The sequence below is a fragment of the Bacillus sp. CIS52 genome (genome assembly GCF_053545315.1).
This window is the reverse complement of record NZ_JBIUFR010000001.1, coordinates 196,983-223,784: the sequence shown is the minus strand read 5'-3', so window position 1 is coordinate 223,784 and position 26,802 is coordinate 196,983. Positions and strand designations below refer to the sequence as shown.

The 26,802-nt window shown below is 50.4% G+C and carries 2 protein-coding genes; both read left to right on the top strand.

The window, feature by feature from the left end; translation table 11 throughout:
• Positions 1–14: 14 nt before the first annotated feature.
• Entirely contained in the window at positions 15–10,520 is a 10,506-nt protein-coding gene (locus ACH32G_RS00705) for an SDR family NAD(P)-dependent oxidoreductase (RefSeq protein ID WP_448813894.1), read from the top strand.
• A complete protein-coding gene (locus ACH32G_RS00700) occupies positions 10,510–26,802 on the top strand; it encodes an amino acid adenylation domain-containing protein (protein ID WP_448813893.1) in 16,293 nt (5,430 codons plus the stop codon). The genes ACH32G_RS00705 and ACH32G_RS00700 overlap by 11 nt, the downstream gene beginning before the upstream one ends.

Here is a 26,802-nt window from a genome sequence, read left to right as displayed (position 1 = left end):
AGGAGTGGGAAGAAATGATATCGGAAAAAATCAATATTTCACTGGATCATCCTATCATGAAGGGCCATACGGTCTTTGGTGAAGCGGTATTGCCCGGTCTTAGTTATATCGATTTGATTTATCAGGTTTTTCAGGAGCACGGTTATTCATACAATGAGCTCGAACTGAAGCATGTCACGATTTATCAGCCTTTAACCGTCAGTGAAACGGCTGCAATCATTCTGACCATTCAATGTTCTGAAAGCGGAGATGGAAAGTGGCTCATCTCCCTTTCCGGCCAGAAACAGCAAGATGACGAGCTGTCAGACAATATACAATATGCGACGGCTGAAATGGTGAAAAGAGACGCAGTCACATTTGACGAAACCATTGATTTCAGCGAGCTGAAGCAGTCAGTCCGATCTTTGGATCTCGATGACATGTATCACCGCTGCCTGGATCATGACCTGGTTCATTCCGGGATGATGAAATCGAGCGGACGATTATACGAAACAGAAGACGGCATGCTGGCTGAGCTTTCTTGCGAAGAAGGAAAGGATTTCTTTTTATTCCATCCCGCCCTTTTGGATGCGAGCGGCATCGGGGCGAGCGGCTTGCTTTCTGAAACAAACCGGCTTCACCTGCCTTTATATTATGAATCGTTCAAAGCCGCCGGCAGGCTTCAATCAGAGTGCACGGCGCGTATTGCCGCTTCCGCCGTCCGTCAGGAAAAAGAACTTACAACGATGACTATCGAGTACTTCAGCCGTTCCGGACAGAAGGTGGCTGAGCTTAAAAACATTACGGGAAAAGCGGTTCGGCTCGAAGAAGACGGGCACACAGCAGGACAGAATAAACAGGATGCAAAAGAGCCGGAAAGCGCAGATGAAAAAGACATCATTCTGTTTTTGAAGAAGCTTTTGGCTGATAAGCTTGGTCAGCCTTGGGAGACGCTGGACGTTCTTGCCGGCTACTACGAGCTCGGGCTGGATTCATCTTCTTTGCTTGAGGTTGTGCAGGATATCAGTAAAAAGGCGGGTGCGGAACTCGCGCCCACTCTTCTCTTTGAATATACGAATATAAAAGAACTGGCAGCCTATCTGAAAAAGACCGTTTCATTTGAATGTGCGGAACGTGCAGCCGAATCACCGGACGCGCCAGAACATCATGAAAACACCGGTGACATTGCGATTATCGGAATGGCCGGCCGCTATCCGAAAGCGAAAAATGTGGCAGAGTTTTGGGAAAACCTTAAGGCGGGCACGGATTGCATCACTGAAGTTCCGAAGTCCCGCTGGGATTGGAAAACATATAAAAACGTAACGTCACCATCTGGAAAGACCGTATCAAAATGGGGCGGTTTCATCGACGATGCCGACTGCTTCGATCCGCAGTTTTTCAGAATCTCACCGCGTGAGGCGGAAATGATGGACCCGCAGGAACGCCTGTTTTTAGAAACCTGCTGGGAAACGATTGAAGACGCGGGGTATACGCCTGAAACGCTTGGAAATAAAGGGGCGAAACAGCATCCGATCGGCGTTTTTGCAGGGGTGATGCATAAAGATTATTCCTTAATCGGAGCAGAACAATTATCGGAAACTGATCCTTTTCCGGTTTCGCTGAATTATGCGCAGATCGCCAACAGAGTGTCCTATTATTGTGACTTCCACGGGCCGAGCATCGCGGTCGATACCGTTTGTTCCTCATCATTGACAGCCGTTCATCTGGCGGTTGAAAGCATCCGCCGCGGCGAATGTGAGGCCGCGCTTGCGGGCGGGGTGAACTTGTCGCTCCACCCGGCGAAATATCTGAGCTACGGAAGCGTCGGCATGCACTCAAGCGACGGCCGCTGCCGCACGTTCGGCGAGGGCGGTGACGGCTATGTTTCCGGAGAAGGAGTCGGTGCGGTATTACTCAAGCCGCTGGAAAAAGCCGAACAGGACGGCGACCGGATTTACGCGGTCATTAAAGGAAGCGCCGTGAACCACGTCGGGAAAGTAAGCGGGATTACCGTCCCGAGCCCTGCTGCACAGGCAGAAGTCATTAAGACATGTCTGAAAAAAGCAGGGATCAGCCCTCGGACCGTCAGTTATGTGGAAGCTCATGGAACAGGCACTTCGTTAGGCGACCCGATTGAAATTGAAGGTCTGTCAAAAGCGTTCAGCGAAGGGACGCAGGATCAGCAATTTTGTTCCATCGGTTCAGTCAAATCAAATATCGGCCATGCAGAATCGGCGGCGGGTATCAGCGGATTAACAAAGGCTGCGCTGCAGCTTCATCACAAAACGCTTGTCAAATCTCTGCATTCAGCGGAATTAAATCCATACGTGAAATTTGAGAAGTCTCCTTTTTACGTACAGCAGCAGACTGCTCCTTGGAACCAGCCGGCAGCAGAAGAAAACGGAAAAGTCACGTATTATCCGCGCCGGGCCGGGCTCAGTTCCTTCGGGGCATCAGGTTCGAATGCCCATATCATTTTAGAAGAATACATTCAGCCGGAACACAAAGCGCCTGCACCTGAGAACGATGCAGCCAAAATCATCCCGCTGTCCGCAAGAAATAAAGACAGACTTCTGGCCTATGCGGAAAAACTAGCCGGGGCGCTTTCCGAAAAGACGGTGCTGTCTGAACTGGCTTACACGCTTCAGACAGGACGCGAAGCAATGGAGGAGAGAGCGGTCTTCCTTGCAAATGACACCCGCGAATTGAAGCAAAAGCTGAATGATTTCGTAAAAGGAAGCGACAACATCCCCGGATTTTGGCGCGGACAAGCCGAGATGCCGGAACTGAGCGAACCTGCTCCTGAAACAGGTGATCCGGTACAGCTTGCCGGTTTATGGGCAGAAGGGAAAACAGTAGATTGGAATAAGCTGTACGATGCGGATAAACCGCGTAAAACAAGCGTTCCGACATATCCGTTTGCAAAAGAGCGCTATTGGATTCCGCAGCAGAAAAAACACGGGAAAAGCCTGTCAGGCACTGTGCTGCATCCGCTTTTACAAGAAAATACGTCAGATTTTTCACAGCAGCGTTTTACTTCTCTTTTTACGGGAGATGAATTTTTCTTGTCTGACCATGTCGTCAACGGACAAAAAATTCTGCCGGGCGTCGCCTATTTAGAAATGGCCGCAGAGGCGGTGAAAAAGGCCGCGGCCGTAACGGACAAAGGCCATAGCGTCACACTCAGACAGGTCGTGTGGGTCCGGCCGGTCATGATTGAAAACAAACCGAAGGAAATACATATTGCCCTTTATCCAGAAGATAACGGTGAGATTACCTATGAAATATACAGTGAGGCAGAAGTAAACGGCGAAGATCCGGTTATTCACAGCCAGGGTGAAGCGGTCATTACCGCACAGGGCAGTGCTCAGTTAGATATTGAGTCTGTCAAGGCTTCCTGCGATTTAGGGATCGTGACGGCGGAAGAATGTTACAGTGCTTTTGAAAAGATCGGCCTGGATTACGGAGAGGCATACAGGGGCGTACAGCAATTGCTGATCGGGGAAGACCGGTTACTGGCCCGTATTTCACTCCCGGCTTCCGTTCAAGACGATAAAGAGCTGTATACGCTTCACCCGAGTATAATGGACGCCGCTTTTCACGCCTCCGTCGGTCTGCTTGTCCGCTCGATTCATGACGATGCAGACAGCCATGAGCTTTCTTTGCCGTTTGCGATGCAGGAAGTGGAAGTGTTCGGGCCGTGTCCTGAACAGATCTGGTCATATATCCGGTACACAGAAGGCAGCAAAGCAGATGACAACGTAAGAAAATTTGACATTGATATGTGCGATGATGCCGGTACGGTTTATGTTCGGATGAAAGGCGCATCCGTCCGGGCGCTTGAACCAAGCCAAACAGCGGTCGGTGAAACTTCAGAGGCGCCTGTCGGCCATACGATGATGATTCCGGCATGGGAGCCCGCTGCACTTATAACTACCGGGAAAGCGAAAACGACGGATAAGCAGACTGCGGTTTTCGGAGGAACTGACAGAAGCCGCGCGCGCATTAAAGAGCATCTGCCGAATGCTTCTTACTATCCAATCAGAAGCACGGATGATATCACATCTCTTACGCACTTGCTTGAAGGGCAAAAAGAACTGGAGCAAATCATTTGGCTCGCGCCGCAGGCTGAGAGTGCTGACATCCTTAAGGAACAGGAGCGCAACGTTTTTCATGTGTTCAAGCTGATGAAAGCTTTGCTTGCCTTGGGGTACGGAGAAAAACATTTGGATTGGTGCTTCGTCACAGCAAATGCCCAGCCGTTTTCAGATCAGGACAGCGCTGATCCATCACAAGCAGCGGTCAGCGGACTTGCCGGGACGATGGCGAAAGAATATCCGCATTGGAATATCCGCATGATTGACACAGAGACGGACGGCATCTGGCCGATCGGCGAGGCGCTTTCTCTTTCTGCCGGGAAAAACGGAAGAGTTTGGGCATACCGCAATGAAGAGCTGTATGAGCGGCAGCTGATACCGCTTGACAATATGCCGAAAAACGGCACGCTGTACCAAACAGGCGGGGTTTATGCCGTGATCGGAGGCGCCGGGTATCTCGGTGAGGCATGGAGTGAATATATGATCCGCCGCTACAAAGCACGCGTCATTTGGATCGGAAGAAGCACGCTGAATGATTCGATACAGGCGAAACTCGACCGGCTCAGCGCAATCGGGCCGGCACCTGAATATGTTTCCGCCGATGCCGCTGACAGGGCTTCCTTAGAGCGGGCTTATCAGCTCATAAAAGAGCGTCATACAAAAATTAACGGCGTCATCCACTCGGCAATGGATCTGTCTGAGCAAAGCTTAAATAATATGAAGACAGAAGAGTTCAAATCGGTGCTGCGGGCAAAAGCCGATGTAAGTGTATCTATGGCGGAGGTATTTGGACGGGAGCCGCTTGACTTTGCGCTCTTCTTCTCCTCGCTTGTGGCATTTATCCATAATGTGAAACAAAGCCATTATGCCGCAGGATGCGCCTTCAGTGACGCATTTGCGAAGGAACTTGCTCAGAAATGGAACTGCCCGGTCAAAGTCATGAATTGGGGCTACTGGGGCAGCAGCGAGGCGGCTGAAGACGGCAATTTTATTCAGCTGATGGATCAGATCGGATTGGGATTGATCGAACCGGACGCTGCGATGGAGGGGCTTGAAACCCTTATGACGCTGCGGGTTGATCAGGCCGCTTTCATTCATACGACAAAACCGGTCGCAGTAGAGGGAATGAATGAACGAGAAAAGATGTCTGTTTATCCGCCTCAGCCGCTTGTATCAGGACAACAGCTGAAGGTTGCTCCGCCGGGCGCACGTCTTGTAAGAGAGACCGAGCATCAGGAACTTGATGATTTTCTGTATCAGCTATTGATCGCCCAGCTAAAAGAGGCGGACTTGCTGACGCCGCAAAGCCTTAAAGCGTATGAGCCTGAACACGGCTATTTTAAAAAATGGCTCAATCAAACGATCGCCTTTCTGCTGGAACACGGCTATCTGGAAGGGGATGCCGATTCATTTACACTGGCAGCCCCCGCTGAAAACACAACCGCCTCGTTATGGCGGAAGTGGGAGCAGGAAAAGGCGGAATGGCTCAATCATGCCGATACAAAAGCGATGACTGTTTTGGCCGAGACGATGCTTAAAGCACTGCCAGACATTCTGCGCGAAAACGTGCCGGCGACAGACATCATGTTCCCGCACTCTTCAATGGAACTCGTTGAAGGAATTTATAAACACAACCAAGTCGCGGATTACTTCAACGGCGCCCTGTCAGATACTTTAACGGCCTATGTGAAAGAAAACATCAGTAAAAATCCAAAAGCCGAGATCCGCATCCTGGAAATCGGAGCGGGCACTGGCGGCACAAGCGCGGGCATATTTGAAAAGCTTAAGCCGTATCAAAACCATATAAAAGAGTACTGTTACACCGATGTATCGAAAGCTTTTCTCGTGCATGCGGAGACAGAATACGGCAAACAGAATCCTTATCTGACTTATAAACTTTTTAATGCAGAAGAACCGCTTTCCGGTCAGGACATAGAGCCGGGCGCATACGACATCGCCGTTGCCGCCAATGTGCTCCACGCGACAAAAGACATACGCCAGACGCTGAGAAACGCCAAAGCCGTTTTAAAAGACAACGGTTTGCTGCTCTTAAATGAGATGGCGGGCAACAGCCTGTTCCCGCATATTACTTTCGGTCTGCTTGAAGGCTGGTGGCTGCATGAAGATTCCGGCCTTCGAATTCCGGGATGCCCGGGCTTGTATCCGGAAAGCTGGAAGCGTGTGTTAGAAAGTGAAGGCTGGCATTCTGTCTTCTTCCCGGCAGAAGCGGCACATGAATTAAGCCATCAGATTATAGCGGCAAAAAGCAATGGCATTGTGCGCCAAAAAACGCTTAAAGCTGAGACCGGAAAACGGACCGCACCGCCAAAAGCGCCGGAACTTCAGCCGCAAACAACGGCCGAAAAAAGCACAGCCTTAACAGAAAAAAGCACCGAGTACTTGAAAACGTTAATCGGAGAAACGTTAAAAATTCCGCCGGCTCAAATTGATCCGAAAGCGCCGCTTGAAAAATACGGAATTGATTCTATCGTCGTCGTGCAGCTGACAAATGCGTTACGAAATGTGTTAGACCAAGTCAGCAGCACTTTATTTTTTGAATACCAGACGATTGAGGCTCTCGTCGGCCACTTAATCAAAACGAAAAAAGACGAGATGATCAAACTGACGGGACAAACGCCTGTTCAGGAAGAACCGGCAGCATCAAAACCACAGGCTGTACAGCCGGCTAAACCGCTTCGCACTGACTGGCGGCGGAAAGAAAAACAGGCAGCCAAAGAGACCGTCCGGCAAAGTTCAGTTCGCGACGTGGCGATTATCGGCGTATCCGGCCGCTACCCGCAGGCCAAAACAGCGGCTGAGCTTTGGGCAAACATTAAAAAAGGAAAAAACTGCATAGAAGAAATCCCGCGGGAGCGCTGGAACTGGCAGGATTACTACGATGAAGAAAAAGGTAAAGAAGGCTCTATTTATACGAAATGGGGCGGCTTCATTGAGGATATGGACAAGTTCGATCCGCTTTTCTTTCAGATTTCTCCTTTGGAAGCGGAGCGAATGGACCCGCAGGAGCGATTATTTTTAGAAACGGCGTATGCGAGTATCGAGGATGCCGGCTATACGCCTGACAACCTGTGCCAAAGCAGAAAAATCGGCGTTTTTGCCGGCGCGATGAATAAAAACTACCCGACAGGCTACGGCTACTGGTCTATTGCCAACAGGGTATCTTACCTTTTTGATTTCCAAGGGCCGAGCATTGCCGTTGATACAGCCTGCTCCTCTTCTTTGACGGCCATTCATCTGGCACTTGAGAGCATATACAGCGGTTCAAGCGAATGCGCGATTGCAGGCGGCGTAAATCTTGTGACCGACCCGGTCCATTATATGAATCTGTCAGTCATGAACATGCTTTCTGCAAGCGACACGTGCAAATCGTTCGGAGACCGCGCGGACGGTTTTGTCGACGGAGAAGGGGTAGGCACGGTCGTATTAAAGCCGCTGGATCAAGCGATCGCCGATAACGATCACATTTACGGTGTAATTAAAGGAAGCACCATTAACAGCGGGGGCAAAACGAACGGCTACACCGTTCCGAATCCGAATGCGCAGGCCGCCTTAATAAAAGAGGCTTTCCAAAGAGCAAACGTCCCGGCGCGCACCGTCAGTTATATTGAAGCCCACGGCACGGGGACCGCATTAGGCGATCCGATTGAAATCGCCGGATTAACGAAAGCATTTGAAGAGGATACAACAGACAAACAGTTTTGCGCCATCGGCTCTGCGAAATCAAATATCGGCCATTGTGAAAGCGCCGCAGGCATTGCGGGTCTGACAAAAATCTTATTCCAGCTGAAAGACCGCCAAATTGCGCCGTCCCTGCATGCGAAAGAGCTGAATCCGAATATTGAGTTCGCGTATACACCGTTTGCCGTTCAGCAGGAGCTCGGTGAGTGGAAGCGTCCCGTCATCGGCGGAAAAGAGCTTCCGAGAAGGGCCGGGTTAAGCAGCTTCGGCGCGGGGGGAGCAAACGCCCACCTCGTCATAGAAGAATATATGGCAGACAAAGAACCTGATGAGACGCCGGCAGATCAGCCCGCCATCATCGTCCTGTCTGCGAAAAACAGCGAACGGCTCACCGAAAAAGCAAAACAGCTTAGAGACGCCATCCGTGAAAAAAGATACAGCGGCCGTAATCTGATGAGCATAGCCTATACTCTTCAGACGGGCCGTGTGCCGATGGAAGAGCGTCTCGGCTTTATCGTTCATTCACTGCCTGAACTTGAAGAAAAACTGAATGGATTTATCGCCGGACAAGACAGCGCCGGACTGCACCGCGACAGCACGGAAGAAAACAAACGGTTGCTTGCCGTATTTGCGGCCGATGATGACATGGAAACCATCATTGACGCTTGGATCAGCAAACAGAAATATTCTAAGCTGCTTGAGCTTTGGGTAAAAGGATTGGACATCGATTGGGCGAAATTATACGGAGACCGTCCTCCGGTTCGCATCAGCCTGCCTGCTTATCCGTTTGCGAAAGAACGCTTCTGGCACCAGCCGACTGTACAAAGTAAAACAGTGCCTGTTAAGACGCCGGCTGATGAAAGTGATCAGGCGGAGCAGTTTGAAGTGATGGCTTTTAGAGAAGTTCTTAAAGAACAGGCTCTGCCTGCTGCCGGAGAAAAGAAAATTAAAACGGTGATTTCTTTCTTAACTGATCAGAAGAAGCAGCAGGAAGCCGTCTCTGTGATCAAATCGTATGACAGTGAAGCTGACGTTATTTTTATCGCTCAGGGAAACCGGTACGAGAGCTTATCAGCCGGCCGCTGCCAAGTGGTGCGGGAAGATCCGCAATCATATGTAGACGCTTTTGCGGACATTCAAAAAGAGTACGGTGAAGCATCTGCCATTTTGTATTTATGGGCGCTTGAAGATAAAAGCTGCATCGAAGATTTTTCATGTATCGTCTATATTCTCAAGGCTATGGCCGAGACCGGTCTGCAGCCGGAAAGACTGTTACTGGCGGGTGAATATGCATCCGGTCTGGAAAAATGCTACTTGGAATCATGGATCGGATTTGAGCGTTCGCTCGGCATGGTCCTCCCGAAAACGGGCATTACCGGCCTCTTCAGAAAAGCCGGCGCAGCCATGACAGACTGGATGGGAACCATTTGGGACGAGCTGAAGGCTGAAACAGACCATACCGTTTTCCTCGAAGAAGGGAAACGATATGTCTATCAAACTGAACCGACCGGATTGACGAAAGAAAACAGCAGGATCAGAACCGGGGGCACATATCTCATTACGGGCGGATTAGGAGGGCTCGGCTACTTATTTGCCCGCCGCCTCGCCCGGAACTATCAGGCAAATGTCATTCTCACGGGGCGATCGCCAATCAATGAGGAAAAGAAAGAAAAAATGAAAGAGTTGGAAAATCTCGGCGCAGGTGTTCTTTACGCCGAAGCCGATGTTTGTGATCCGATCGGAATGGGCGACTGCATCAAACGCGCGAAAGAACGATTCGGAGCCATTCACGGCGTCATTCATGCGGCTGGCATCGAAAGCAGAACATCCGTCTTTGAAAATGAAATCGGGAACTTCCGCAATACGCTTGAACCGAAAATAAACGGAAGCCTGCTTCTTGACGAGTGGCTGAAAAACGAAACCCTGGACTTCATCTGCTACTTTTCATCCACATCGGCTGTTTTAGGGGATTTCGGCTGCTGTGATTACGCAGTGGCGAACAGGTTCCAAATGGCGTACGCCCATTATAAAAATGAACAATCAGAAAGCGGAAACGCTTTTGTCATAAACTGGCCGGTCTGGAAAAACGGCGGAATGGCCGTCGGCGGTGAAGAGACGACGGGCATGTATCTGAAATCAAGCGGCCAGCGCCTGTTAGAAACAGATGAAGGCATTGAGCTGTTTGAGCGCATCATTTCTCAAGACAATACACAGTGCCTTGTCATTGCCGGCAAAAGAAGCCGTGCCGAGCGATTTTTAGGCATCCGGCGGGACGATTCATCAAAACCGGATACGCTTTTGGAAACCGTGAGCCGCCGCATCCCGGAAGAAAGCACAGAAAAACGGCTCGAAGCGGATTTGAAAGAGCTGATAAGCAGTCTGCTGAAAATATCCAAAGATAAGCTCGTTCTGCATAAAAACTGGGCGGAATTCGGATTTGATTCCATCTATTTAGCCAAATTTGCCTCGCTATTGTCGAGCCATTACGGCATTGAAGTCACTCCGGCGTTATTTTACAGCTATGCCACGCTCGGAGACGTCATGGGCTATTACCTGACAGAACACAAAGAAACGATCGAAACGTTTTACAGAACGGAAGAAACCGAAACAGAAGCCGCCGCTCCGGAAAGCAAGGAGTATACGGATCAGGAGATCATCGCCATGATGAAACAGGTCTCCGAGGGGACATTGGATTTTAAAAGAGTGCAAGACATCATAGAAGGGAGTAAGACCTATGAATCATAAAGAACTTCTCGATGCCTACAGATCAGGAACGCTCACCATCGCTGAAGTAGAACAAAAGCTTCAGGCTTTCAAGCGGACGACTGCAAAACGTCCGCTTTCGGAAGGCCAGAAAGGTTTGTGGATGCTTCAGAAAATGTTTCCGGAGATGAGCGCATACAACATTCCGTTATGCTTTCGTTTTCAAAAGCTGGATATCGAGACATTCAAAACGGCCCTTTTTTCCGTGCAGCGCCAGCACCCTATTTTGACAAGTGTGATAAAAGAGGAAAACGGCCTTCCGTATCAGGCTGAAGATGCGGATCGGCACTTTCCGATTGAAGAAATAGATCTTTCCGAATTAAGCGGGCGTGATGCTCTTTCGTTTATTAAAGAAAAAGCAAAAGAACCGTTCGCGCTTGAAACAGGTCCGCTCCTGCGCGTTCAAGTGTTCCGTCAGGCGGAGCCGATTGTGTTAATCACCATTCACCATATCATCTTTGACGGCGTCTCTCTTATGACGTTTATGTCGGCGCTGCTGGACGCTTATGTAAAAGCAAGCGAAGGCAAAGAACCGGAAATGCTTCAGCAGGCCGCAGATTATCATGACTTTGTGAAATGGGAAAAGGAGCTGCTGGAAAGCGAAAAGGGAAAAACGCATCTCTCTTATTGGAAAAAGCAGCTTGACGGACCGCTGCCAGTGCTTGAGCTTCCGGCGGATTACCCGAGATCATCGGTTCAAACGTGCAGGGGGCAGGCGTACCGGCGCTTGCTTCCTGATGAACTGAACCGGCAGATTAAAGTTTGCGCCCGAAAACATAATGTTAATGAATCCGTTGTGTATCTCGCTATTTTCAAAGGCTTGCTCTATCAATATACGAATCAGGAAGATGTCATCGTCGGCATGCCGACGATGGGGCGTTCTGAGGCTCAATTTGAATCTGTGATCGGATACTTTATTAATATGATCGCGGTCAGAAGCAGGGAAACGGGCGCCAAATCCTTTGCCGCGTTTTTGAAGGAGCTCCAGCTGACCCTTGCAGAAGGGCTGGACCATGCCGCGTATCCGTTTCCGGCGCTTGTCAAAGAATTGAAGACGGAACGCTCGCCTGCGGTTTCGCCTGTTTTTCAAACCGCGTTTTTCTATCAAAACTTCTTCCAGACAGAAGGAGCGGAAAAGCTGGCGGAACGATATCAATCACTAGGCATTGAAATGATAGAAGACATTCATCAGGAAGGCGAATTTGAGCTTGCGCTTGAAGTCTATAAAAAAGAAACGGGAACCGTCCTGCAATTTCTGTACAACCCGGATGTCTACAGCCCTTCTTCCATCGAACGGATGGCGGAGCATTATATGAAACTGGCAGAAAAGGTGCTTTCTGATCCGGAGATCGCTTTTGCAGCCTGTTCCGGTCTGCTCAATCAAAAACGGGAGGAAAGCCGTCCATCTCATCAGCCGAATAACCGCTGCATTCATGACGTGTTTGCAGAAAAAGCCGGGCGATACCCTGACAGAGCAGCCGTCACATTCGGTGAGACAAGCCTTACATATCGCGAATTAGATGAACGAAGCACGTCGCTCGCTGTGCATCTGCAAGAAAAGGGCGTCACACCGGAATGCCCGGTCGGTATCTGTACGGAGCGTTCTTTTGAGATGGTCATCGGCATCCTCGCCATTTTAAAAGCGGGAGGTGCGTATGTCCCGCTCGACCCGGCTTTTCCAAATGAACGGATGGCACACGTATTGACTGACAGCGGCGTTTCAATCGTATTAACGCAATCAAAAACACGCGGCGTGATTGAGCAGTTAACCATCGGCGGCGTGAGCACGGTGGAGATTGAAAACAGCGGACCTGTCAGCGGAGCGAAACTGATGCCGCGTTCAAAACCGCATCATCTCGCTTATATTCTTTATACGTCCGGAAGTACGGGAAAACCGAAAGGCGTCATGGTAGAGCACAGAGCCATCATGAACACACTGCAGTTTTTAGAAGCGGAGTATCCGGTCGCGCATGAGGATGCCTATTTGTTAAAAACGAATTATGTGTTTGACGTTTCAATTTCAGAATTATTCGGCTGGTTTATCGGAAACGGACGGCTTGTCATTTTGCCGCCCGGTGCAGAAAAAAATCCGCAGCTTTGCATGGAATATATCCAGACTCACCAGGTGACGCATCTGAATTTTGCCCCTGCCGTGTTTAATGTATTTTTAGAAACGGTAAAGCGGCATACGGCATTTACAGAAGGCGGTCCTTTGAAATATGTGATGGTGGCCGGAGAGGCGTTTCCGAAAGACTTGGTCAAAAAATCGGTTTCCATCTTCAAAAAGGCCAGAATTGAAAATATATACGGCCCGACGGAAACATCCATTTATGCCGCGTACTACAGCTGCGGCGACAAGGACATCACAAGCAGGAATACACCGATCGGGAAACCGATTCAAAACACGAGGCTTTATATCCTCGATGAAAAGCTCAGCCCCGTCCCTGACGGTGTGGCCGGAGAGCTTTGCGTAGCCGGCGCCGGACTGGCCAGAGGCTATTACAATCAGCCTGAGCTGACGGCGGCATCGTTTATTGATAATCCGTTTAGTGAAGGAGAAAAGCTTTACAAAACAGGCGATTTGGCCAGGTGGCTGCCTGACGGAAATATAGAATATGCCGGCCGTATTGACAGTCAAGTGAAAATCCGCGGCTTCCGCATTGAATTGGGAGCGATTGAAACAAAATTGAGCGAGCATCCGGATATCCTTGATCAGGCGGTTGTTGTACAGGAAAAGAACGGACATAAAAAGCTGATTGCTTATTATACGGCCCGCTCCGGTCATTCGGCAGATGAAAAAGCGCTCCGCGAACATCTTTTATCGGGTCTGCCGGATTATATGGCGCCTGCCCATTTTATCCGTCTGGATGCGCTGCCGCTAACACCGAGCGGAAAAGTGAACCGCAAGGACCTGGAACAGCGCAAGGTGATCGTTCACCGGTCTGAAAGGACGGGCAGACTGCCGTTGTCAGAAGCGGAAGCGAAAGTGACCGAAATATGGGAAGACCTGCTGAATACGGCAGGCATCAAAACCGAAGACGGCTTTTTCGATGTAGGGGGCGACTCGCTTCTGGCTGTTGCGGCGGCAGAACGCATTAAACAGGAGCTGGAATGTGATTTTACCGTCACGGATTTATTCGAACACTCGACGATTCAGGCGATCAGCCGTTTTATTGTTGAAACAAAACAGGCGGATGAATCAGAGGCGCCCGGCCAAGATGAGAGAGAAAGGGAACAAACACCGCAAAACGGGATGCCGTCTTACCTTGAAGACAGTGTGGCAATAGTAGGGATTTCCTGTCAGTTTCCCGGCGCGAAAAATCATCATGAGTTCTGGAAGCAGTTAAGAGAAGGAAAGGAAAGCGTCCGTTTCTATTCGGAACAAGAGCTCCGGGAAGCCGGCGTCCCGGAAGATTTGATCGAAAATCCAAACTATGTGCCGGCATTATCGGCGATAGAAGGAAAAGATCTTTTTGATCCTGAATTCTTTCACATTTCTCCGAAAGACGCTGAATTTATGGATCCTCAGCTGCGGCTTCTGCTGCTTCATTCCTGGAAAGCCGTCGAGGATGCGGGATATGTATCCAAAGAGATTCCGAAGACAAGCGTTTATATGTCGGCGAGCAATAATTCGTATCGGTCGCTTTTGCCGGAAAAAACGACAGAAGGCCACGAATCACCTGACGGCTATGTGTCATGGGTGTTAGCGCAGAGCGGCACGATTCCGACGATGGTTTCCCATAAGCTCGGATTAAAAGGGCCAAGCTATTTCGTTCATTCCAATTGCTCGTCATCACTGGTCGGTCTTTATTCAGCCTGCAAAAGCATAACGAGCGGAGAATCAGAATACGCGCTCGTCGGCGGAGCAACTCTGCACGCTTCGACTAGCATCGGCTATGTGCATCAAGCCGGATTGAATTTTTCAAGCGACGGGCATGTCAAGGCATTTGACGCTTCAGCCGACGGGATGGCGGGCGGAGAAGGAGCGGCCGTCATTCTGCTGAAAAAGGCGTCACAAGCCGTACAGGACGGAGATCACATATACGCCGTGCTCAGAGGCATCGGTCTGAACAATGACGGAGCGGATAAAGTCGGTTTTTACGCACCGAGTGTAAAAGGCCAGACGGACGTCATCCAGCATGTTTTAGACAGCACGGGCGTTCACCCGGAGACCATTTCTTACATTGAAGCGCACGGCACGGGAACGACATTGGGTGACCCGATTGAAATGTCTGCGCTGCAGCAAGTGTATAAACGTTACACGGATCGGGAGCAGTATTGCGGGATCGGTTCCGTAAAAACGAATATCGGCCATCTGGATACAGCAGCGGGCCTAGCCGGATGTATTAAAGTTGCGATGAGTTTATATCATCGGGAGCTGGCGCCTACCCTTAATTACACATCACCGAATCCGAATATCACATTCAGCGGTTCGCCGTTTTATGTGGCGGACAAGAGAAAACCGCTTCCGGAGAGAGACACGCCGCACCGCGCAGCGTTAAGCTCATTCGGACTCGGAGGAACAAACGCACACGCTGTTTTTGAACAGTATGAAAACAAAACGATCAGCGGATCAAATGACGGACAGCCGCCTTATCTCGTTCCGCTCTCAGCGAGAAATCACGAGCGTCTGACTGCCTACGCGTCTTGTCTTTCTGACTTTTTGAATGACGCCGAAAACGATGTGTCCTTGCATGATCTGGCATTTACGTATCAGACCGGACGTGAAGCGATGGAAGAGAGAGCCGTTTTTATCTGTCATGATCGTCACGATTTGAAGCGGCAGCTGCAGGATTTCATCAATGGCAATGACCAAAACATCTTACGGGGCGAAAAGGTGAGAAATAAAGAAGCGTCGTCTCAGGAGCTGGATGAGCTTGCGGCATGTCAGAGCCGGGATGAAAAGCTGAAAGCACTTGCGGCGCTTTGGATAGAAGGAGTGCGTGTCGATTGGGGCTTATTGTATGAGGATTCCGCGCCGCAAAAAATCAGTGCGCCGACCTACCCGTTCGCAGAGGAGCGCTTCTGGCCGGAAGAAACCGTCAAGCAAACAGATGCGAAGCTTTTGCATCCGCTGGTACATCAGAATACATCCGTTTTGCAGGAGCAGCGGTTCAGTTCGGAATTCACGGGAAAAGAGTATTTTATTGCCGAGCATATCATTAAAGGAATGGCGATCGTGCCGGCTGCCGTCACCCTTGAGATGGCACGGGCCGCGGCGGAGAGAAGCATCGGCGGGGTAACAGACGAATCTCTGGGCCTGCGTTTAAAGAATATCGTATGGGTCCGCCCGGTGATAGCCGATCAGGAGGCTGTCCGTGTTCATATCGGACTTTATGAAGAAGAAGACGGGCAGATTCAATACAGAATGTACGGCGGGAATGATTCAAGCGATGAAGCAGACCTTCTTTATAATCAGGGCATCGCTGAAATCATCCGGAAAGAACCGGAAGAAACAGCGGATCTTGATGAGCTGAAGCGCCGATGCACGCAGGGAACAATCGAATCTCAAGCGTTTTACAAAGGAATGATCGGAGCTGATTACGGGCCGGGCTACAAAGGTGTCCAGCTTGTATACAAAGGCGAAGACCGGATGCTTGCTAAATTGAAGCTTCCTGAATCCGTCTCTCATACAAAAGCTGATTATATCCTTCATCCGAGTATGATGGACGGTGCGCTTCAGGCCGCCGAATATTTGCAGAACGTGACAAGAGCGCAACTTGCAGAAAGCGGAGAACCATTCAAAGCCGCATTGCCGTTTGCTTTAGAGGAGCTGGACGTTCTGGAGCCATGCGCTGATGACATGTGGGTGCACGTCACATTCAGCGCGAACAATAAAGCCGGCGATCCTATCCAAAAAGCCGATATTGATTTATATGACAATAACGGCGTGCTTTGTGTGCGGATGAGAGGTTTCTCAACGCGGATTATGGAAGAAAACGCGGGTGCCGGCGTTCCCGTCAGCCGTACCGAGACATTGCTGGCTGAACCGGTCTGGAAAGAGCAGCCGGAACCGGCGGACCGCGAGCCGTCGTATGAACAGCATATCATTTTCCTCTGTGAGTACGATGAGGCCGTTAAACAAGCTGTCGAATCAAAGCTTGAACATGCAAGCGTCTTGATCTTGGACGAGCGTCCCGCATCCATTGCAGAGCGGTATCACTCTTATGCGGGCCAGCTGTTTGCCCGTATGAAAACCATCATGAAAAATAAGCCGAAAGGCCGCATCCTTCTTCAGGCTGTCACGCGGTCAGCCGGCTTACAGCAGGTGTTCTCAGGCATTACCGGTCTTTTCAAAACGGCATGTCTTGAACAATCCAAGCTGATCTGCCAAATGATAGAAGCCGATGAGAAAGAAAGTGCTGAAGGCATAGCGGAAAAAGCGGCGGAAAACCGCAGGCATGCCGAAAGCGTCCATGTGAAATATGAAAACGGCAAGCGCTTTGCCGCTGATTGGAAAGAGCTGGACATTTCTGAAGCGGAGCCTGACATTCCGTGGAAAGATAAAGGCGTTTATCTCATTACAGGAGGTGCGGGAGGTTTAGGCCTGATCTTTGCAAAAGAGATCGCAACCCGCACAAAAGACGCCGACATCATATTAACCGGCCGATCCGCTCTCGGAGAAAAGCAGAAAGATATGATGGAAACAGTGCGTTCTGCCGGTGCATCTGTCTTTTACGAGCAGACCGATGTCACAGATGAAGCAGAAGTATACCGTCTCATCCGCAATATCCGCAAACGTCACGGCAAGCTGGACGGGATTGTACACAGTGCCGGTGTTATTAAAGATAACTACATGGTGAAGAAGACGGCGGAGGAATACCAAGACGTTCTCGCTCCGAAAGTGAAGGGTCTTGTCTATCTTGACGAAGCGTCACAGCACGAGAAATTAGATGTCTTTATTGTCTTTTCCTCCTTATCGGGTGTGCTTGGAAGCGTCGGCCAGGCTGACTATGCATCCGCAAACGTCTTTATGGAGATGTATGCCGAGTACCGCCGTTCTTTGAAAGCCGCAGGACAAAGATACGGAAAGACGCTTTCTGTCAGCTGGCCGTTATGGAAAGAAGGCGGAATGCAGGCAGGAAAGCAGACAGAAGATATGCTGATGCAGGAGGCGGGAATCGCGCCGCTCGGCACAGAAGCCGGCATTAAGGCCTTATATCAAGGCTTGATGAGCGGGACAGCCCGGATGACGGTTCTTGAAGGAGATGGGAAAACCATGAAAGAAAAGCTGTTCCGCAAAGAAGATGAACGTCCGGAAGCAGAGACCGGCGTACGTCATGACATTGATGCTGACAGCCTCCTTGAAAAAGTGAAGCATCTGTTAAAACAGCAGACGGCCTCACTGTTAAAAGTGAAGCTTGACAACATTGATCCTCATGAAGAAATGACAAAATACGGGCTTGACTCAATTTCGATGACCGAGTTTACGAACCGGTTAAACAAAACGTACCGGCTCACGTTAACGCCGACGATTTTCTTTGATCATCCGACGATTCATGAATTCGCTGTTCATTTAATCAGTGAATACGAAGAGGAATTTGCCGGACGGTTTGCGGTAAATACCAAAACGGTCCAATCGGCAAGATCGGTAAAAGAAGCTCAAAACACGCGCCCGTCCGTTAAGCGCCGCCGCACTCTGCCTGAGACACCGCCGCAGACAGTGCAGCGGGACCAAAAGCCGGAGCCGATCGCAATCGTAGGCATCAGCGGAATTTTTCCGATGGCCGAAGACATTGAAGCTTACTGGCAGAACCTGAAAGAAGGCAAAGACTGCATGACCGAGATTCCGAAAGACCGCTGGGACTGGCGGGACTACTACGGGGATCCTGCAAAAGAAGCCAATAAAACAAACGTCATCCAAGGCGGATTTATTGACGGAATTGCAGAGTTTGATCCGTTATTTTTCGGAATCTCGCCCCGGGAAGCGGAACAGATGGACCCTCAGCAGCGTCTCTTGCTGACGTATGCGTGGAAAGCGATTGAAGATGCCGGATATGCATCAAAGAGTCTCTCAGGCACAAAAACAGGTGTGTTTATCGGGACTGGAAATACCGGTTACGGATCTCTTTTAGCCAACGCCGATGCGACGATTGAAGGGTCGTCCGCAGCCAATACAAGCCCGTCTGTCGGCCCGAACCGTGTCAGCTATACGCTCAATCTGCACGGACCGAGCGAACCGATTGATACGGCTTGCTCAAGCTCACTCGTTGCCATACATCATGCCGTTTCTTCAATTGAAGAAGGGACGTGCGACATGGCTTTGGCGGGAGGAATCAATACGATCATTCTTCCGGATGTGTATATCAGCTTTGACAAAGCAGGGGCGCTGAGCAAAGAAGGGCGATGCAAAACATTCTCCGATCAGGCTGACGGTTTTGCCCACGGGGAAGGAGCCGGGCTCTTTTTCCTCAAAAAACTGAAAGCGGCGGAGGCGGATGGAGACCATATATACGGCGTCATTAAAGGAAGTGCGGTGAATCATGGCGGCCGCGCGGCATCTTTAACAACGCCTAACCCGAAACAGCAGGCGGAAGTCATTAAAGCCGCATACAAAAAAGCGGGCATTGATCCGAAAACGGTCTCTTATATCGAAGCGCACGGCACGGGAACAGAACTTGGAGATCCCGTTGAAATTAACGGGCTGAAGCAAGCATTCAGCTCATTTACAGACGGAAAAGAGAAAGCGTCCGGCTATTGCGGCTTAGGCTCAGTCAAAACGAATATCGGCCATTTATCCCTTGCGGCGGGAGCAGCGGGAATCATTAAAATCTTGCTGCAGATGAAGCATCGGACATTGGTAAAAAGTCTTCATTGTGAGACGGTAAATCCGTACATTCAGCTTGAAGACAGCCCGTTTTATCTGGTGCGGGAAACGATGGAATGGAAGACGCAGACGGACGAACACGGAAACGATGAGCCGCGCCGCGCGGGCATCAGCTCATTCGGCATCGGAGGGGTAAACGCCCACGTCGTCATCGAAGAATACATTCCGCAAGAAAAAGCGGAAGCAGATGATTCGCATATCAACCCATGTCTTTTCGTTCTATCCGCTAAAAATGAAAAACGCCTGAAAGAACAGGCAAAACAGCTGAAACGTGCGCTTACTGAAAAACGGTACGATCAATCCAGCCTCGTTTCTATGGCATATACCCTCCAGATCGGAAGGGACGCCATGGAAGAACGCCTGGCGGTTATTGCCGGATCCGCAGAAGAACTGAAGGAAAAACTGTCACAGTTTATCACTGGAGATAAGCATGCGGATTTGTACAGAGGAAGAATAGACAAAGGCACGCTGCAAATGCTGACGGAAGATGAAGAAATTCAAGAAGCTGTTGAAAAATGGATGGCACGCGGCAAATACGCGAAGCTGCTTGAATTATGGGTCAAAGGGCTGAACGTCGATTGGGCGAAGCTGTATGGAGACCGGCCGCCTAAACGCATGAGCCTGCCGTCGTATCCGTTTGCAAAAGACCGCTATTGGGCGGGAAATCGTACCGGAAAACACGAAAAAACAGCCATTGTTTCAGCGGGAAAACTAGACGTGCTGCATCCGCTTCTGCACAGAAATACATCAAACCTTGCCGAACAGCGGTTCAGCTCAATCTACACCGGGGAAGAATTTTACCTTGCGGACCATGTTGTACAAGGCGTGCCGATTTTACCGGGAGTGGCACATCTTGAAATGGCGCGCGCAGCAATGGAACAGGCATCTGAAGTGCCGGCCGGACAAGGAAGCATCAAACTTAAGAATACGGTTTGGGTGCGGCCGATCACCATTGAAGACGAGCCGGTCCATGTCAACATCCGCCTCGTTCCCGATCCTGCAAATAATGTTCAATTTGACATTTACAGCGGCCGGGAAACAGATCAGCCGTCCGTTTACAGTCAAGGTTCAGTATCAATCCGCCCTGACGCCAAGGCACCGGTCATTGATCTGCAAAAGCTGAGATCACGATCCGCCGAGGCACCGTTTTCTGCAGACGAAGTGTACGATATGTACCGCAAAATCGGTTTTGATTACGGCCCGGCTTTTCGGGGTGTCAAAGCGATTTATACAGGTGACGATTTCGTACTGGGCAGACTGTCGCTTGATCCGGCTTGTTCAGACACGGTACGGCAGTATGTCATGCATCCGGGCTTAATGGACTCTGCGTTGCAGGCATCAAGCATATTAACCGGAACAAATGATGAAAAGCTGATGCTTCCGTTTGCGGTTCAGGAGCTCGAAGTATTCAGCGCATGCGCTGCCGAGATGTGGGTTTACGCCAGACTTTCCGAAGACCACAAAGCCGGCCAGGTTGAAAAACGCGATCTTGATATTTGTGATAAAAATGGCAAGGTTTGCGTCAGGCTGAAAGGTTTGTCATTCAGAACGGCAGAAAAAGAACCTGAGAAAAAAGAAAAAGCTTCGGAAACGCTCATGCTTGAGCCGGTATGGACTCGAAGCGATGAAGCTGCCGTTCAAACGGAACCGGTTTTTGCCCGGCATATCGTGATGCTTTGTGACACAGACGCCGGATTGAAACAAGCCGTTGAAGCTGCGGGGGCCGAATGCATTGAACTGACCTCCCCGCACGGGAAAGCGGCGGCGCGCTTCCGTGATTATACAGGGCGGATATTGGAGACGCTGCAAAAACTGCTGAAGGAAGAGACGGAAGGAGACGTCCTCATCCAGACGGTTCTCACTAAAACAGATAAGCATCAGCTGCTCTCAGGGATTTCAGCTTTGTTAAAAACAGCCGGCCTGGAACATAAAAAACTGAAAACCCAGCTGATTGAAATAGAACCGGCGGAAAACGGCAGAATCACAGACATCATCCGGGAAAATAAAACACGGGCTGATGACAGCCATGTCAAATATGAAAACGGCATCCGATACAGCGCAGATGTCAAAGAAACGGCCGTCTCCGGCAATAAAATACGTATTCCGTGGAATGACGGAGGCATTTATCTTATTACCGGAGGAGCCGGGGGCTTAGGTTTTATTTTCGCAAAAGAAATCGCCCGCAAAGTCAAAGAGCCGACACTCGTTCTGACAGGCCGTTCCGCATTAAGCGAGAATCAGCGGAAGCTGCTGCAATCGCTTGAATCACTCGGAGCAAAAGCGGAATACAGACAGGCTGATGTGACAAACGCTCAAACTGCGGCAGAGCTGGTCAATACAATTGAAACGGAATACGGCGGCCTTCACGGCATCATTCACAGCGCGGGTGTGATGAAAGATCAGTATATCGCAAAGAAAACAACCGAAGAGTTTTACAGTGTATTGGCGCCTAAAACCGACGGATTTGTCAACCTTGATAAAGCAACCGAGCATTTAGCGCTGGACTTTTTCATCGTTTTCTCATCCATATCCGGCGTCACCGGGAATGCGGGACAGGCGGATTATGCGGCGGCAAACGCATTTATGGACAGCTATGCGGCATACCGCAACGCGCTGGTTACGGCAATGTACCGCCACGGACATACATTGTCGGTCAATTGGCCGCTTTGGAAAGACGGCGGAATGCAAGTCAATGAAGAAATGGCGAAGCTCACCGAAAAAAGAACCGGTGTCGTGCCGATGCGCACTGAAACCGGAATAGAAGCTCTTTACAACGCATGGAGCACGGGGAAAACAAGCGTGCTCGTCATGGAAGGAAACCGCGCCGTAATGCGGGAGAAACTGCTTCAGAAGACGCCTGCAGCCGCTTTTGCACCGGTTAAGAAAACGGAGGAAACGCCTGCACCGAAGGACTTGACGGCGAAAATTCAGGAATTGCTGGCAAAAGAGGTTTCCGCACTTCTGAAAATAAAAATTGATGAAATCGATATTGAATTGGAGTTCAATCAATACGGGTTTGATTCCATTACGCTGACGGAATTCGCCAACAAGCTGAATGACACTTATAAGCTTGATTTGACACCGACCGTATTTTTTGAATATGCGACGATTCAAGCCTTGGCACATCATCTGGCTGAAGACTATCACACACAATTTGCCGGCAGCACACAGCCGAAAGAAGAGAAACAAAGCCGCATAACAGATGACGGCAGCATGAGACTGACAGGGAACAAGCGCTTTGCAAAAACTGCCGTACAGCCTGTTCAGACTGCGGTTGAACATAAACCGGAACCGATCGCTATCGTCGGTATGAGCGGAGTGTTTCCGAAGGCCGCAAATATTGATGAGTATTGGCGCAACTTAGAAGAGGGAACAGATTGCATAACAGAGGTGCCGGCGGATCGCTGGGACTGGCGGGAGTATTACGGCGACCCGCTTAATGAAGCCAACAAAACAAATGTAAAGTGGGGCGGATTTATTGACGGAGTTGCGGATTTTGATCCGCTGTTCTTCGGAATTTCGCCGCTGGAAGCCGAACAGATGGATCCGCAGCAGCGTTTGTTAATGATGTATGCGTGGAAAGCGATTGAAGATGCGGGATATTCCGCTAAAAGCCTTTCCGGCACGAAAACAGGCCTTTACATCGGCACGGGAAATACCGGATACGGTTCACTATTTTCCGACTTGGATATCGGCGGTGCATCAGCCGCAAATATGAGTCCGTCTGCGGGACCGAACCGTGTCAGCTATATGCTCAATCTGCACGGGCCGAGTGAACCGATTGACACGGCTTGTTCCAGCTCACTGGTCGCGATTCATCACGCGGTGTGCGCCATTGAAAACGGGAACTGCGACATGGCGATCGCAGGCGGCGTGAATACCGTCGTCACACCGCAAGGCCACATCGCTTATGACAAAGCCGGCGCGCTGAGCAAAGAAGGGAAATGCAAAACATTCTCCGACAGGGCGGACGGATTTGCCGTCAGTGAAGGTGCCGGAATTCTGTTTTTGAAAAAGCTGTCAGAAGCAGAAAAAGCGGGCGATCATATCTATGGCGTCATTAAAGGCAGTGCGGTCAATCACGGCGGACGCGCGAACTCCTTGACGACGCCGAATCCGAAAGCCCAGGCGGAAGTCGTCAAAACGGCTTATGACAAAGCCGGCATTGATCCGAGAACTGTCACTTATATTGAAGCGCACGGAACCGGAACGGAGCTTGGCGACCCGGTCGAAATCAACGGACTGAAATCGGCCTTTCAAAAGCTGTACGAAAAAACCGGCGATCCCGCCGTTTACGCGAGTCACTGCGGTCTGGGCTCGGCAAAAACCAATATCGGCCATCTGTCGCTTGCAGCCGGTGTCGCGGGTGTGATCAAAGTGCTGATGCAGATGAAGCATAAAACCCTTGCAAAAAGCCTCCACAGCGAGGTCATCAACCCGTATATCAAACTGAAAGACAGCCCGTTTTACATCGTACAGGAAAAAAGAGAATGGACGGCATTGAAAGACGAAAACGGCAGCGATCTGCCGCGCCGTGCGGGAATCAGTTCTTTCGGCATCGGCGGCGTAAACGCACATGTTGTCATTGAAGAATATATCCCGAGGGAAGAAAGAAAAACAGCCATTTTCACACACCCTCAAATCTTTGTGCTGTCGGCCAAAGAAGAAGACCGTCTGCAAGAACAGGCACACCAGCTGGCACAAGCTTCTTTTACGGATGAGGATCTTACGGGCATTGCTTACACGCTTCAGCAGGGACGTGATGCCATGGAAGAGAGAGCGGCCGTTATTGCTTCCTCCGCCGAAGAACTGCGGGACAAGCTAAAGAGCTGTGCGAAAGGGAATTATGACGCAGCGGGCATCTATAAAGGGAAAGCGGGTAAAGCCGCGCTGAAATCCATTATGGCAGGCGCAAACGGCGAACCGGATACAGAAGAACTGATCAGCCGCCGGGAGAATGACAAGCTTGCGGAATTATGGGTGCAGGGTGCCGATATCAAATGGGACGGCCTATATGCTGATATCAAGCCCCAACGGATGAGTCTTCCTGCTTATCCGTTTGCGAAAGAGCGGTACTGGATCACAGACAACCGGCCGAAAGCAGAGAAGCCGCAAGCTGTGCCGACGGCCAAGGTGCTGCATCCGCTGCTTCACGAAAACGTATCGGATTTAACAGAACAGCGGTACCGATCTGAATTTACGGGGCAGGAGACGATTTTCACCGATCATCTGATTAAAGGCAAACCGGTCATGCCGGGCGTCGCCTACTTGGAAATGGCTAGGGCAGCAGTTGCTCAGGCGGTCAAAGGGCAAAAAGAACGTCCGTCTGTCATCCGCCTGAAAAACATCGGTTGGGTTCGGCCGATCGAAGCGGGAAGCCGCCCGATTGAAACGCAGATCAGCCTCGTTCCGAGGGAAAACGGTGAGATCGTGTATGACATTTACACTGCTTCACAAACAGAAGCAAGCAGCAGGCAAATACACTGTCAGGGGGCTGCCGGCATTCTCAGCGTCCTTGAGACTCCGCATCGTGATATAGGTGCCCTGAAAGCTCAATGCAGCCGCAGCATGCTGACTTCTGAGCAGTGTTACGGCTTATTCGGAAAAATCGGTATTGACTACGGTCCAGGACAACAAGGAATCAAGCAGATTCATATCGGAAGCAATCAAGCATTGGCTGAGCTCCGGCTGCCTTCCTTCCTCGAAGAAACGGCAGATCAATATGTTCTTCACCCGTGTATGCTTGATTCAGCTTTGCAAGCGACAATCGGGCTGAAGCTGCACGCAGATGATAACCAGCTGTCACTGCCGTTCGCTCTCGAGGAACTGGACATTTTCAGTCCGTGCACGACAAGCATGTGGGCGTATGTCAGCTCCCGGGGAACGGACGAGAAAATACAGCGGCTGGACATTGACTTATGCGATGAGACAGGCCGGGTCTGTGTCAGGATTAAAGGGATTTCTTCCAGAATGATGGAAGGCCCTGCGCCGGAAACATCATTAAATGGAGCAAACCTTCTGGCTCCGGTATGGGATCTTGCGGAATTCAGTGACCGAAGCCCGGCATATAAGACGGAAGAGGTTGTCTTTATCGCGGGGGATGAGGAGAGCGCAGCTTTTCAATTGCATCATCCTTATGCGAAAAGGCTTCATATCACCCCGGAGGATGAAATAGAGGCTGTTGCAGCAAAAATGAAAGCAAGCGGGACATTCGGCCATATCGTATGGATCGCCCCTGTTCACAGCGCTGCTGACATGGTGAAAGCTCAGGATACGGGCGTCATCCAGATGTACAGAGTGATCAAGGCCATGCTTGCTTTAGGATATGGAGGCAAGCGAATCAGCCTGACTGCAGTCACCATAAAAACACAGTCCGTACAGCCGACGGACATCATTGATCCGGCTCACGCAGGCCTTCACGGTTTAATCGGCTCGCTCGCAAAAGAGTATCCGAACTGGCAAACAAGGCTGATTGATGCCGGATGCCCGGAAGATGTTTCAAAGGCGGAGCTGTTCTCGGCGCCGTTCGATGAGCAAGGCCATACATGGGCGTACCGGAACAATCTCTGGTACAAACAGCGCCTCATTCCTGTACAGCAGTCGGTGTCAAGCCAGCCCGCTTACCAAAAAGGCGGCGTCTATGTCGTCATTGGCGGCGCCGGAGGTATCGGCGAGGCATGGAGCGAATATGCCGTAAAAACGTATCAGGCACGCGTCGTTTGGATCGGCAGACGAAAACATAACGGCGCCATTCAGGAAAAAATCGACAGACTCAGCCAGTTCGGCCCGGCGCCGATTTATATTGAAGCAGACGCGGCAGATCAGGATGCACTCACACGGGCGTATGAAACGATCAAACGCACGTACCCGCAAATAAACGGAATCATCCATTCCGCAATCGTTTTAGAGGATCAAAGTCTGGCAAATATGCCGGAAAGCCGTTTTAAAAGCGTGCTCGCTGCAAAGGTCAATGTCAGCGTGAATATGGCCCATGTTTTCCGAAATGAGCCGCTGGACTTTGCTTTGTTCTTCTCGTCTGTACAATCATTTGCACGCGCGGCCGGACAAAGCAATTACGCCGCCGGATGCAGTTTCAAAGATGCCTTTGCCGCTCATTTGGCTCAAACGCGGCCGTATAAGGCGGCGGTGATGAATTGGAGCTACTGGGGCAGTGTCGGAATCGTCTCATCTGCCGATTATCAAGAACGGATGAAACAGGCGGGAGTCGGATCAATTGAAGCGCCCGAAGCAATGGCGGCGCTTGAACGATTGCTCGGCGGCCCGTTGAACCAGTTCGTCATGATGAAACAGGCGGAAGAGCCTTTGGAAAAACCGGAAGAAATGATAGAAGTATACCCAGAACATCACGGCTCGGCGATGCAAAAACTGCGAAGCTATCAGCCTAAAGTAACTAGACGTGCACAACAATTGAGTTAA